13 protein-coding genes are annotated in these 12,454 nt (G+C 70.2%); 9 read left to right on the top strand and 4 right to left on the bottom strand.

The genetic code is table 11. From position 1 onward, the window contains the following. Positions 1-179 precede the first annotated feature (179 nt). Positions 180-794, top strand: a complete 615-nt coding sequence (locus LBW94_RS01090; protein ID WP_225055838.1) for a histidine phosphatase family protein — start codon at positions 180-182, stop codon at positions 792-794. 124 nt (positions 795-918) lie between these two features. Here LBW94_RS01090 and LBW94_RS01085 read toward each other — a convergent pair whose 3' ends face one another. Next, the gene (locus LBW94_RS01085) at positions 919-2,118 is read right to left on the bottom strand and encodes a lipid-transfer protein (protein ID WP_225055840.1); all 1,200 of its coding nucleotides are present in this window, start codon (positions 2,116-2,118) and stop codon (positions 919-921) included. Continuing rightward, entirely contained in the window at positions 2,111-2,557 is a 447-nt protein-coding gene (locus tag LBW94_RS01080) for a Zn-ribbon domain-containing OB-fold protein (protein WP_416276838.1), read from the bottom strand. Before LBW94_RS01080 ends, LBW94_RS01085 begins: the two co-directional genes overlap by 8 nt. A gap of 119 nt (positions 2,558-2,676) precedes the next feature. Between LBW94_RS01080 and LBW94_RS01075 the strand changes: the two genes are divergently transcribed. The 4 genes from LBW94_RS01075 (at position 2,677) to LBW94_RS01060 (ending at position 5,196) form a co-directional block, all read left to right on the top strand. Beyond that, positions 2,677-3,450: a GTP-binding protein gene (locus LBW94_RS01075; protein WP_225055841.1), complete on the top strand. Its 774-nt coding sequence runs from the start codon at positions 2,677-2,679 to the stop codon at positions 3,448-3,450. A gap of 84 nt (positions 3,451-3,534) precedes the next feature. Next, positions 3,535-4,032: an effector-associated constant component EACC1 gene (locus tag LBW94_RS01070; RefSeq protein WP_225055843.1), complete on the top strand. Its 498-nt coding sequence runs from the start codon at positions 3,535-3,537 to the stop codon at positions 4,030-4,032. After that, positions 4,029-4,568, top strand: a complete 540-nt coding sequence (locus LBW94_RS01065; protein WP_225055845.1) for an HAD domain-containing protein — start codon at positions 4,029-4,031, stop codon at positions 4,566-4,568. Before LBW94_RS01070 ends, LBW94_RS01065 begins: the two co-directional genes overlap by 4 nt. Positions 4,569-4,791: 223 nt before the next feature. Beyond that, the gene (locus tag LBW94_RS01060) at positions 4,792-5,196 is read left to right on the top strand and encodes a hypothetical protein (RefSeq protein ID WP_225055847.1); all 405 of its coding nucleotides are present in this window, start codon (positions 4,792-4,794) and stop codon (positions 5,194-5,196) included. Positions 5,197-5,217: 21 nt separating this feature from the next. Here the strand turns inward: LBW94_RS01060 and LBW94_RS01055 are convergent, their stop codons facing one another. Together LBW94_RS01055 and LBW94_RS01050 are read right to left on the bottom strand one after the other, a co-directional pair. Beyond that, positions 5,218-5,961 carry a hypothetical protein gene (locus LBW94_RS01055; RefSeq protein ID WP_225055848.1) on the bottom strand — a complete coding sequence of 248 codons (744 nt, stop codon included), beginning with the start codon at positions 5,959-5,961 and terminating at the stop codon, positions 5,218-5,220. 63 nt (positions 5,962-6,024) lie between these two features. Next, on the bottom strand, positions 6,025-7,014 hold the full coding sequence (locus tag LBW94_RS01050; RefSeq protein ID WP_225055850.1) for a hypothetical protein: 990 nt from the start codon (positions 7,012-7,014) through the stop codon (positions 6,025-6,027). Positions 7,015-7,561: 547 nt separating this feature from the next. Here LBW94_RS01050 and LBW94_RS01045 point away from each other — a divergent pair. The 4 genes from LBW94_RS01045 (at position 7,562) to LBW94_RS01030 (ending at position 12,431) form a co-directional block, all read left to right on the top strand. Beyond that, complete coding sequence (locus LBW94_RS01045) at positions 7,562-8,599, top strand: TerD family protein (protein ID WP_225055852.1); 1,038 nt, start codon at positions 7,562-7,564, stop codon at positions 8,597-8,599. Between the two features lie 133 nt (positions 8,600-8,732). Beyond that, a complete protein-coding gene (locus LBW94_RS01040; protein WP_225055853.1) occupies positions 8,733-9,185 on the top strand; it encodes a hypothetical protein in 453 nt (150 codons plus the stop codon). Between the two features lie 178 nt (positions 9,186-9,363). Continuing rightward, positions 9,364-9,786 (top strand): hypothetical protein, encoded by a 423-nt coding sequence (locus LBW94_RS01035; protein ID WP_225055855.1) that lies wholly within the window; start codon positions 9,364-9,366, stop codon positions 9,784-9,786. A gap of 11 nt (positions 9,787-9,797) precedes the next feature. Beyond that, the gene (locus LBW94_RS01030) at positions 9,798-12,431 is read left to right on the top strand and encodes a vWA domain-containing protein (protein ID WP_225055856.1); all 2,634 of its coding nucleotides are present in this window, start codon (positions 9,798-9,800) and stop codon (positions 12,429-12,431) included. Positions 12,432-12,454 lie beyond the last annotated feature (23 nt).

Below are 12,454 nucleotides of genomic sequence, written 5' to 3'. Positions count from 1 at the left end.
GTGGTTCGGCGGAGTCCGCAGGAGAAGAAGGCCGTCAGTTGTGTCCGGGATCGGCGGAACGACTACGGGGAGAACGACAAGGGGTCGCGGAAGAGCATTCGGCGGATCGAGCGGATTCGCCGGGTGATCGGAGCGGTGGGATAAACAGCGAGTGGAGGGGACATCCGTTGGGCGACAAGATGGTTCGGCTGATTCGGCACGGGGAGAGTGAGGGGAATATCGGGTTGCCGTCGAGCGGCGGCACCACGCCGCTCACCGCTCGGGGGCATGAGCAGGCGCGCCGGGTGGCCGGGGCGTTCGACGTCGCACCGAGTTTGATCGTCGTGTCGCCGTTGCGGCGGGCGCAGCAGACCGCGCAGCCGACGATCGAGCGGTTTCCGGGTGTGCGGCGGGAGCAGTGGGCGGTGCAGGAGTTCCGCTTTCTGCCGGGTTTCGCCGACGATGTGGTCACCACGGAATCGCTGGCGCCGCATCTGGCCGCCTATTGGGAGCGCGCCGACCCGTTCGAGCGGCATCCGGGGAAGGAGTCGTTCTTCGATCTGCTCGATCGGGCCGAAGCATTGCTGGATGATCTTGCGGCACAACCCGATGGGTTGATCGCGGTGTTCAGTCACGGTACTTTTCTGCGGGCCGTGCTGTATGTCGTGCTCGGGAAGCACGAGCGCAGTTCGGCGGGGATGAGCGCGTTCCACGCCTACCACGAGGCGAATCCGATCGACAACGGCGTTATCGTCGAGTTGGGCTATCCGGGGCCGAATATTGTGCGCGTCGACAACTCTCATCTCGACGGGTAGGAACGCGGCGCGGCAGGCGGGCGATCTCGGTCGCCACGGCGGCGGTCACGTACTTCCCGGCATTCGTCGAGACCGGCGAACGCACCGGCCCATGCTGCCGGCCGGTGCGTCCCGGCGTCTCCGCTCAGCGGGTGGCGATGATGGCCGAGCCGTGGCCGAACAGGCCCTGGTTCACCGCAATTCCGGCGCGGGCATTCGCCACCTGGCGGTCGTCGGCTTGCCCGCGCAGCTGCCAGGTGAGTTCGCAGATCTGGGCGATCGCCTGGGCGGGGATCGCTTCGCCGAAGCAGGCCAGGCCGCCGCTGGGGTTCACGGGGATGTGGCCGCCGAGAGTTGTTGCGCCGCTGCGGAGTAGCGCCTCGGCACCGCCGGTCTCGCAGAGGCCGATGTCCTCGTACCAGTCCAGTTCCAGTGCGGTGGAGAGGTCGTAGACCTCGGCGAAGGACAGGTCGGCGGGGCCGAGTCCGGCTTCCTCGTAGGCGGCGTGGGCGATGGCGGAGCGGAAGGTGTGCGGCGGGGGCGCCACGGCCACGGCGGAGTCCGTCGCGAAATCCGGTAGGTCGAGAACGGTTTTCGGGAAGGTGGGGGTGACCGTGGAGAGCCCGCGGATGCGGACCGGGTCGGCGATGCCGTGGCGGCGGGCATAGTCCATCGAGGTCAGGACCAGAGCCGCACCGCCGTCGCTGGTGGCGCAGATGTCGAGCAGGCGCAGCGGGTCCGAGACGATGGCCGAGGCGGCGACCTCTTGCGCCGACACCTCTTTGCGGTAGCGGGCATACGGGTTGTTCAGGCCGTGCCTGGCGTTCTTCACCTTGACCGCGGCGAAATCGTCGAGAGTGGCGCCGTGCAAAGCCATCCGGCGACGGGCGTAGAGGGCGAAGTAGAGGGGGTTGGTGGCGCCGAGCAGGTGGAAGCGCAGCCAGTCGGGATCATCGCGGCGTTCGCCGCCGACCGGCTGGAAGAAACCCTTCGGGGTGGCGTCGGCGCCGACCACCAGGGCGACATCGGTCAGTCCGGCGAGGATCTGGGCGCGGGCATTCGCGATGGCCTGGGCACCGGAGGCGCAGGCCGCGTAACTGCTCGAGATCCGCGCGCCCGACCAGCCCAGCGCCTGAGCGAAGGTCGAACCGGCGATGAAGCCGGGATAGCCGTTGCGGATCGTGTCCGCGCCGGCGATGTAACCGACGTCGCGGTGGTCCACGCCGGCGTCGGCCAGGGCGGCCCGTGCCGCGACCAGGCCGTATTCGATGAAACTGCGTCCCCATTTGCCCCATTGGTGCATGCCCGCGCCGAGGACGGCGATATCGCGATCGTGCTCAGGCATCGACGGGCCTCCACATCCACACCGTGTGTTCCGCTTCCTCGTCCTCGTACAGCACGCCGAGGGTCAGTTCGACCGGCATGCCGACGGCCAGGTCCTCGACCGTGAAACCGCGGGCGAGCTGGCCGAGGATCACCATCTGCTCGACCTCGAGTTCGACCGCCACCACGACATACGGCTCGAACGGGTCGGCCGAGACGTAGGGCGGGGGTGGCTTGTACCGGGCGTCGGCGTACGACCAGATCCGGCCACGCGTCGAGAACAGGTACTCGGCCAGTTCGGAGCCGTCCTTCGGACCGGCGCACTGCGGATTGCGGCAGGCCAGTGTGTTCCGCGGGAAATACGGTGTGCCGCAGGCATTGCAGCGGCTACCCACGAGACGCACCGAGTCGTCGACCGCAGTGAACCAGTCTGCCACCGCCGGGCGTTGTTCTTTCTGCACACCCCCGACGGTATAGGAACACGTTCTATTTTGGAACGGCAATCCGCCTCGCGGATCCACCGGGAGCGGTACCGTGAGGCGCCGAGGCACTCGAATCGACCGGGAGCACCACCACGACGATGGACACCGAACCCATTGACCCCCAGTCGATCCGCAATGCGACGGTGCTCGGGGAACCGGACGGGACGGCAGCGGTGGTCCGGCGTCTGGGCCGGCGTCTCGCCGGGACCGGATCCGGAACTTGGGAACTGAACGGGTTCGAACACACGGTGCGGCTCGCCGAGCTGTCGAGCCGCGCTCCCCTCGCGGAACTGGAGCGCGCCATCCGGGTGGCCGACGGGGTGGTCGCCGTGCTGGACGCGGCCGTGCCGCGGGCGCCGCGGCTCGAGGCGATGCTGCGGGTGGCCGACGATCACCAGGTCGCACGGTTGTGCCTGGTGACCGGGGTCGATCGGCCCGCCGCCGACTTCCCCGGCTGTGTGCGCGCGATCGCCGATATCCGCGGGGCGGTGCCGTTGACGGTGCAGCTGCCGCTCGGCCGCGGCGCCGGGTTCGAGGGCGTACTCGATCTGGTCTCGATGTGGGCGGCCGACGCGATGGCCGCCGAGTTCCACGGGAGCCGGCGGGAGTTCGCCCAGCAGCAATATCGCCGGCTCACAGCGGCCGTGGTGGAGCAGGACGCGGCGGAATCGGGCATTCCCGGGTTGCGCCGGATCCCGCCCGCGCAGTTGCACGACCGGATCCGGCGCCTCACCCGCGTCGGCGACGCGGTACCGGTGCTGTGCGATGCGGGCCGGTCCGACGAGGATGTCGCACCGCTGCTGGACGCCATCGTCCGATATCTGCCCTCTCCCCTGGACGTCTGCCAGCCGGAGCACGCGCTCGACTGGTGAGTTGCCTGTTGCCTGCTCGATCCGCACCCGGCGAGATCCCGGATCGAGGGGACATCGCCGGACAGCTGGGGCAGGATGGTTGCTGTGCCAGAGGGGAATCCGGAGTTGACGATGCGGGTCGACGGCGGCCCCGACGCATTGTTCGCGCTGCTGGACTGGTTCGACCACGACGACGACCTGCGCGGCCGGGTACAGCCGGTCTCCGCGCGGCCCGTCGAAGGGCAGATGAGCGGCGGCGTGACCGAGGGGCTGCGAGTCGGCCTCGGCACCAGCGGAATCGGCTCCGCACTCCTGCGCTCATTGACGTCGTACCTGACCTACCGCCGCTCGGACGTCCGGATCACCCTCACCCGCAGCGACGGCACCCGCATCGACATCGACGCCACCCGAGTCGATTCCGCGCAGGTGCTGCGGGAACTGCGCACACTGCTGAACGCGCCGGGCGCCGGGTCCACCACGGTGAACGGCGACGGCAACACCATCATCCAGGCCGGCCGTGACGTCACCACCGGCGACCACATCCAGACGGTGAACGCCACCGAAACCGACCGGCTGCCCCAGCCACCGCCGGGGTCCGCGTGAGCGAGGCGAGAATCGAATCCGGTCGCGCCGCGATCCTCCTGGATGTCGACGGAGTACTCAACCCGTTGCACACCGGGAAACCGTCGCCCACCCACATCTCACACCTGTTGCGACCCAAGATATTTCCCGGACTCCCGGCAGCCGTCGTCCACGTGTGGCTGGATCCGGACCACGGCAGGCAGCTACGGGAGCTCGCCGAAGCCACCGGCGCCGAACTGGTATGGGCCACGGCGTGGGAACACGAGGCGGCCCGCTTGGTGGCCCCGATCCTCGGACTGCCGTCGATGGCGGCGATCACCTTCGGAGTGCACGGAACCCACCGCCAGGACGGACATCACGGAAAGACGGTGGCCGTCACCCGATGGGCTGGAGATCGGCCGATCTGCTGGTTCGACGACGACTTCGTAGCGGCTGACCACGACTGGGCCGCCCGGCGCACCGCCGACGGCGCACCGACCCTGCTGATCCCGGTCGAGCCCGATATCGGCTTGCGGGCCGAGCACCCGGCGCGGGCGCGGGCGTTCCTCCTGGCATGACATCGCTTCGCGCTCGACGCTCGCGGTGGATCTCGGAGGCCCAGCGGACATTCCGGTGGCGGGTGGCGGCACCGTGGGTGCTCGGGCCGGTACCCCGGGGGTGGGTGTTCCGCCACCCGGGGTGGGTAGTGACCTGGGGGGCGGGCCGGTGACCATTGAGGAGACTTCGAATTCCCGCGGGGGGCTTGGAGTTACATCTCTCCTCGAACGGAAGGACCGGATCATGCGTACTTTTCTCACCGTCGTCGCCGCTGCGGGGCTCGTGGCCTCGGGGGTCGGCAGCGCCGTATTCATCGCCACCAAGGCCGATGCCCAGGTGCCGGCCGCGCTGGTCGGAACGTGGATCACCGACTCCGATTCCAGTCCGGCCGGGCCGGGAGGCGTGTCGGAGTATCGGTTCGATGCCGACGGGACCTATGTGTTGCAGATGGTGAACAACAACTCCGGCGGCGGGGCGGCGCTGGCCGGGCGGTACAGCGTGGAGGGGAATACCTTGCACGCCACCATCGATCGGTGCGCGCCCTATGCGTGCGGTCCGAACATTCCGCGAGTGACCTCCGATACGATCGGGACGCGCGGACCGGGGACGCTGGTCATCGGGACCGTCACCTACGCGCGCGAGAACTGAAGGGGCGGAGGCGGTCCGGGGTCAGCGGGCCGCGATGACGGCGAAGCGGACGCCGAGGCCGTGGCCGGTGGCGTCGAGGTCCAGGGGGTACGCGCTGTGGCGTTCTATCTCGTGGGAGACGTCGTCGGCGTCCACGTCCAGGCGCACCCACCAGCGGGCGCGGTCGGCGGGTTCGGCGACAACGGCCAGTTGCCAGCCCGCCGGGGAATGATAGGCGCGGGCTCGGGTGGGCAGAGCCTTGTGCGCGGTCAGGGTGGGGCGGATCTCGGCGGTGCGCAGGGCCGGGAAGAACAGGGCGAGGTGGCCGGGGCGGGGCTCGACGATCGCCGCGAAGAGGCGGGTGTCGTCGCGGCGGTAGGTGGCCAGGTCCACGACGGCTCGGCCCTCGTCCAGCAGAGCGGTCAGGTCGTCGGCGGTCAGATCGGTGTGCAGGGTGCGGGCCGGGTCGGTGTCGGTGTCGTCGAGGACCAGGGTGAAGCTGGTCGCGGTCTTGTCGGGGGTGACGTCGACCGTCACCGCCACGGCGTGGGGGGCGTGTTCGCTCGCGGTGGTGGCGTCGGCGTCGATCAGCCAGGTGCGCGGCGGGGCGTCCGCGCCGCCGTCGTCGTGATAGAGGGCGGCGAAGCGGCGGGCATCCCGGGTGCCGCGCCGGTAGTTCGACAGTCGGTGCAGGCGCATGCCGGGCATGGTCAGGGCATCGATCTGATTCGGCTGGATATCGTGGGACCAGAACCATCTGCGCGGCACGGGACGGATCAGCGACATCTCGGGACAGTAGCGCAACGGCCGCGGGACGAGTTCCGGCACCGCGCCGACGGGTCGGGTGGACTACCGGTATTCGGTGCTGCCCGGCACCGGATGTGTGGTGCTGACCAGTTTCGCGTAGCAGTGGTCCCGGTCGAAGCCGTTGCCTGCGCACCAGCCGAGCGCGCCGGCGCCGGTGGGGAATGCGGTGCCGACGACGGTGATCCAGAAGTCGGGCGAGCTGAAGGTGGACCAGGCGCCGGACCACAGGAGCCGGGCATCGGGGTAGCGGCTGCGCAGTTGCAGGTATTCGTGCAGGATTCGGGCGTCGGACCAGGTGACGCCCTCGGCGACCAGGCCGATTCGTTTCGAACTGAGCTGGGGCACCCAGCGATCCGCGAGGTCGCGCGAGACGACGGCATGGTCGGCGTCGGCGATGGCACGCAGGCCGGCGATGGCGGCGGCCTCGGCATCGCCGGCCGCGGGTGCGACGGCGGTGAGCACGGCGGTCTCGCCGGATGACGATACGCTGCCGGAAGGTGGTGTGGCGCCGCTCAATTGATCGGCGTCGACATGTAACCGCGCGACCGGCACGGTGTCCGGCGCCAGCCAGTACATGTCGATCGGGAACCGGAAGGTCCGGCGCGCGGAGCCGGGAGCCGCGGGGACGGTGACGGGTGCGGCCGAGAGGTCGAATATGCCGGCCGCCACGGTCACCGAGGACGACGCCACCGTCACCGACGCGTGGTTCGACGACAACAGGGCGCCGTGCGCACAGGGGGTGGTGAAACCGAGGGTGACCTCGAGCGAATCGGCGGAGAAGCGCGCGTCGAGGACCGAAATCGAGGACACCGCAGTGCAATCCGATTCCGGTGCGGCGGCGGCAGGTTGCGGCGCGACGGGCCGGGCAGTGCCACGGGAGCCGTGGTCCAGGCGCAGGACCGCGGCGCTCAGCAGGACCACGACGAGTGCGAACACACAGCCGGCCACGAGCACGGGGCCGGTACGCCGGGGCGGAGCCGACGGCCCGGGCCGGAAGCCCAGCGGAGGCGGCGGATGGATCGAATCCGCCATGCGCACAGCAGGATCCGTAGCACCCCTCAGCGGATCAGCGCCGGCCGACCGTGGCGGCGCGGCCGCCCTCCGCGGTCCCGCAGCAGCCACACGCGCAGGCTCACCCGCCGGCGAGCTCGGCAGGATCATCGTCGAATCGGTTTCGGACACAGATCGATTCGTCGGCGGGCCCGTCTGCACCTCCGTCGATCCCACGTGTTTCGTTGCGCGCCTGTGTTTCTTGACCAGGCTCACTCGCGGAGATCCGGAAGTGCCCGGGGGCGGCGACTTGTCGCCGAAGCTACTCACGGAACACCTCCAGCGGACAGTCGCAACGGTCTACCTCGTCAGGCTAGGCATCCCGGCGGTGGCGCCGGTATCGGTCGATCGCGTGACACGACCCGCGGCACTGTCGGTCGTTCGCAGGACGGCCGACACCGCCACGGCGGCCCGATAATCGACAACGGCCCGGGAACGCCGGGACGAGGCGGTTGCCGATGCGGGCGCAACGATCACGCAGCGATCAGGAGGTCGTGTGAATTCTCTCGGCCGGGCGCGGAGCTGACCGGTGGGCCTGTTCGAGCCTCGGCGGCAGCACGATCCGGGTTCCGTGGCCGGGCTGGTGCGGCTGCCCGATCCGCATCGGGCCGGCAGTCCGGAGCAGGCGGTCCACCTCGGCCTCGAGCAGGCCACCCGCAATCTGCTGATCTACGGGCCGGGCGACCTGCACGACTGTTTCGCCGCGCTGACGGCCGTGGCGCCGGTGTTCCGGACCACCGAGCCGGTCGCGGATTCGGCCTATCTGGGGCGCTTCCCCGGGCAGGAGGAGATCATCTGGACGGCGGTGGCGGGTCCGGCGGGAGCGGCGGTGATCGTGCACTGTTTCGCCCACTGCGACACCGTATTCGCCCAGACGGCGATCACCGGGCGCGTGGCCCGGCCCGACGGTGGGCTGCGACCGCCCTGGACCTTCGAGATCGGTACCGACGGAGTCCGGGTGCCGGCCGGATTCGCGGAGATCTTCACGGCCGCACAACCGGTCGCGCTCGGCAGCCTGCCCGAGCTGTATCGGCTGCCGGTTCCGGTCGGCGAGCCCGGGACAACCGCGGCGCAGGTCACCGTCGAGGTGAGCTGGACTCCGCGTCCGGGCATCACCGGCGACTACGACATCGACCTCAGCGCGATCGCCACGGACGCCGAAGACCATGCCCTCGCCGACGATTACCTGGTGTTCTTCAACAACATCCGGTCGCCGGACGGTGCGCTGCGGCACAGCGACCCCACCGCGGCCGACGAGATGATCACCGTCGACCTGCCCGCGCTCACACCGGCGGTGTCGAAAGTCGTTTTCGCGGTGTCGATCTACGAGGCGGCCGCACGGCGGCAGTCGTTCGGACAGCTCGCCGACGTGACGCTGCGGGTCTTCGACAGCGCGACGGGCACGGTCCTGACCCGCTTCGACGTGAGCGCGATCGCACCCACCGCACACGCGATGATCGCCGGCGCCCTCCACCGGACGGACCGGGAATGGCTGTTCCGTGCCGCGGGCCGCGAACATCCGGGCGGATTGCTGGGTATCACCCGTGATTTCGGTGTCGACACCTGACCCCGGCGACCGGCGCCGGGCCGGGGGCCTTGTCCGGCATTCGATATACAGACAGCGTGACCGGTTCGTGACAACGTCGAACTCGGTTGCCGTGCAAGAGAATCGCGACCCGCGTGCGGAAGGTCCAGGACCTATGGTGAACCGTCGACAGGTACACGAGGTAATCGTCGCAGCCTCGGCACTGGCCGAACTGATTCTCGCGGTGCACACGGCGGCGGGGCGGCCCGAGGGAGAACCGGGCCGCCGCTGGCGGTACGGCAATGTCGTCGGCATCGGGCGGCCCCGGCTGTACGACCTGGCCCTCGCGGCGGCGTGCACCAGACATCCGGTCGCGGGCCGGGCGGTCGCGGCGGTGACGATCGCCGCCCACCGCCGGGTCGCGGTGGATGTCGTCTTCGCGCTGTCCGGCGCCGATGCGGTGGCCCAGTTCCATTGCGCCACAGCTCGGCCCGAGACGCCCTCGGAACACGAGGCCGCCTGGGCGGACCACCTGGCCGGCACCACCGCGGCGGTGCTCGGCACGGCCCGCGTCCGCACCGAGTATCTGATCCGGTGCGCCGGACCCAGCGACTCGCCGTCGGCTTGACCTGTACGACAACTCTTTTCGGACCATCGGGCGGATCGCCGCGACCGCCGGCCGCGCTGTGCCGAAATCCGCTCGCCGACCACACATGTCGTCCGTTTGCACGATAACGGCGCAGGGGCACATCTCCTTACGCTGGGGCGACTCAGTGATATACGGCTCGACTCGAGTTGGAGATTCGGTGGCTCCTCCGCCAGGCCCAGACAGTTCGTTCGATTTCAGCGGGTACTCCCGGCAGCGGCCGGAACCGGCCGGGTACGACGACGGTCCCGTGAATTCCGCCATGGACCGGACCATCGCGCAGTCGATCGGCAATCCGCCGGTCCATTGGCTCGTGCTGGCGGCGGTCTGTGTGGCGGCGGGGATCGCCGTCGCGGCCGGCACCGGCCGCTCCCCGGTCACCATCGCCGCCTGGGCGCTGGACGGGCCGGTCGCGCTCAGCGTGCTCGCGATCTTCACCCGAGCCGATCTCCAGCAGCGCTCCCGGACCCTCTACAACCCCCGGGTGTACGCGATGCCGCTCTACGCCCTGATCCTGACCGCCGCCGCCGGTGGCGTGTGCTGGAGCGCGTGGCTGTTCGCGAACTGGCTGGCCCGACGATGAACCGCTTCCGGATGCCACGGAGGCCACGGGTACTGGCGATCGCGATCCTGTTGTGCACGATGCTGTTCGGGGCGGCGCCGATACCGGCGCCCGCGCAGCCGCCGCCGGACACCACCGCCGGCACCTCCGCGGTCGTCGACTACGGCGCGTGCCTGGCCGGGCAGAAGCGCGGCGATCTGCTGCTGCTGATGGACGAGTCCTACAGCCTCGGTAGCGCCGACGAGAACCGGCCGGGCACCGATCCGCAGGCGATCCGCGCGCTCGCGGCCCGGCGCATGCTCGCCAAACTGGCCGAATGGGCCGACAATACGCAGGTCGAGCTCGATGTGGCCATCGCCGGATTCGCCCAGTACTACGAACTCCGGCGCGACTGGGTGACCCTGGGCGCTGCCTCGCTGCCCGATCTCGATTCCGTGGTCGACCACACCAAGGACCGGACCCACGGCATCGACACCAATTACGGTATCGCACTGGCCGATTCGCTGAAGTCGTTCACCGACCACCGGCCCGACGCCGGTCCCTCGGCCTGCCGCGCCATCGCCTGGTTCACCGACGGCGAGCTCGACTTCGGCGACAACAATGTGCGACTGAAGCTGATCGACCAGACCAGGAACGCCATCTGCGTGTCCGGCGGAGTCGCCGACCAGATCCGCAGCGCCGGCATCCGCACCTTCGCCATCGGCCTGAGCGGCGCTGCGGAGCCGCAGGATTTCAGCCTGCTGGAGTCGATCGCCACCGGCAAGCCCGGCCCCGCGCCGTGCGGTGACATCGTCACGCCGCGCCCCGGCGAATTCGAGAAGGCCGACAACATCGACGAGCTCTTGGACAAGTTCGCCGCCATCGCCCCCGGGCCACCACCCATCGTCACGACCCACGGTGTCTGCGAGGGTGCGATCGAGCCGGACTGCGAACACCGATTCGTGCTCGACAACTCGGTCCGGGCGGTGAAGGTCGAGGCCGATGCCGGCGCCGACGATCTGGTCCCGGCCCTGATCGCACCGGACGGGACCCGGCAGGATCTGACCCCGGGCACCTCCGGCACCGTGGCGGCGGGCGGTGTCCCGGTGAACGTCCAGTGGACCTCGCGGCACGGGCTGACCCTCCGGATGTCCGAGACCGCCGGCGCCCAGTGGCGCGGCGGGTGGGCACTGGCCTTCGTGGACCCGCGGCACAGCGCGGCGACGGCCCGATCCAAGTCCAGCATCACCATCTACGGCGAGCTGGTGCCGACCTGGGCCGAAACCGGCCGCACGCTGCACTCCGGGGAGAAGACCACGCTGCGCCTCGGCATCGCCGACCGCGCGGGCCATCCGATCGACCCGGCCTCGCTCGACGGCGCGGCCGTACTGTCGGCGTCGATCATCGACCATTCCGGCACCCACCACGACCTGGTCTCGGGGCTCGGCAAGGGCGAGCTCGGCGGCCCGATCGACGTCGATCTCACCGGCGTCCCGGCGGGCTCGTCGAAACTGCGGCTGTCCCTGGCGATCACGACCGCGGCCGCCGGCGCCGAACCCGGAACGGCGCTGAGCCCCGAACTTCTCGACATCCCGCTCACCATCGCGCCACCCGCCGGATTCCCGGTGATCGCACCGTCCTTGGACTTCCACACCCTGGACGGGGCCGGCACCTTCACGGCGACACTCGCGGTGAGCGGCGAAGGGTGCGTCTGGATCTCCCCCGGCCACGCACCGGCGTTCCGGACCAGACCGCCGGACGCGGGTGCGGTCACCGTGACCGGTGCCGCGCCCACCGGACCGGACGGGTGCGTCCCCGGGTCGACGGCCCGGCCGATCCCGGTGGTGCTGCGCGTCGAACACCAGTCCAACGGCGTGGTCACCGGCGTGATTCCGGTGACCGCGGCCCGCGCGAACGAGATCGACGGCGCCGTCACGATCGAGATCCCCTTCCACGCGCAGCTCGAGAAGCTCCCCGACCGGCCGAAGTTCTGGTGGGCGCTGACGATCGCCCTGATGCTCGGGCTCGGCGTCCCGCTGCTGGTGTTCTCCCTGCTGAAGTGGCTGACCGCCCGGATACCCGGGCAGATCCTGAAGGCCCAGCAGATCGACGTGGAGGTGAGCGGCGGGGTGTTGCAGCGCGGTGGCATGCCGTTCGCGTTGCGGGACACCGATTTCGTCGACAGCGTCCAGGGCCTGCGCCGGTCCGCCCGCCGGGTCGACCTCGACGGGATCGAGTTACGGGCCCGGATGGGCTGGTCGCCCACCGCCGCGGGATACGTGGTCGCCCGCGCGCCCGGCAGAGCGGGTGCGTCCAGCCTCGTCGATCGCCGCACGGACGGGCACGGCAACGCGGTCCTGCCGCTGGAACTGCACTCCAGCTGGTTCGTCCTGCACGATCCGCAGGGTCCGGCCGGTATCGCCACGCTGGTGCTGCTCCTGCCCGGGAACGCGAGCCCGGCCCAGCGTTCCCAGCTGGTCGCGGACGCGCGCGACACCGTGCCGGGATTGATCAGCGAACTGCGCGACGGGGGCAACGGCACCGGCGGCGGCGAGGGCGGCGGCGGATCCCGGCCCGATCCGGACCACGATCCGTTCGCCTCCCGGTACGCGAGCACATCCACGGCCGGGGACGACCCCTTCGCGCAGTATCGCGCCGGCGGCGGTACCGACCGATTCGGCCGCTGACCGCGCCACCGGCACACAGCAAC

This window comes from Nocardia sp. alder85J, assembly GCF_020176955.2.
Taxonomy (GTDB): Bacteria; Actinomycetota; Actinomycetes; order Mycobacteriales; family Mycobacteriaceae; genus Nocardia.
The sequence above is the reverse complement of the archived record's forward strand: the minus strand, read 5'-3'. Positions and strand labels throughout refer to the sequence as shown.

What these genes read in the sequence shown, in the direction of transcription:
- LBW94_RS01050 (WP_225055850.1), bottom strand. Translation starts at nt 7,014, where the DNA reads ATGGCGGATTCGATCCATCCGCCGCCTCCGCTGGGCTTCCGGCCCGGG.
- LBW94_RS01090 (WP_225055838.1), top strand. Translation starts at nt 180, where the DNA reads ATGGTTCGGCTGATTCGGCACGGGGAGAGTGAGGGGAATATCGGGTTG.
- LBW94_RS01040 (WP_225055853.1), top strand. Translation starts at nt 8,733, where the DNA reads ATGGTGAACCGTCGACAGGTACACGAGGTAATCGTCGCAGCCTCGGCA.
- LBW94_RS01055 (WP_225055848.1), bottom strand. Translation starts at nt 5,961, where the DNA reads ATGTCGCTGATCCGTCCCGTGCCGCGCAGATGGTTCTGGTCCCACGAT.
- LBW94_RS01075 (WP_225055841.1), top strand. Translation starts at nt 2,677, where the DNA reads ATGGACACCGAACCCATTGACCCCCAGTCGATCCGCAATGCGACGGTG.
- LBW94_RS01085 (WP_225055840.1), bottom strand. Translation starts at nt 2,118, where the DNA reads ATGCCTGAGCACGATCGCGATATCGCCGTCCTCGGCGCGGGCATGCAC.
- LBW94_RS01030 (WP_225055856.1), top strand. Translation starts at nt 9,798, where the DNA reads ATGCCACGGAGGCCACGGGTACTGGCGATCGCGATCCTGTTGTGCACG.
- LBW94_RS01060 (WP_225055847.1), top strand. Translation starts at nt 4,792, where the DNA reads ATGCGTACTTTTCTCACCGTCGTCGCCGCTGCGGGGCTCGTGGCCTCG.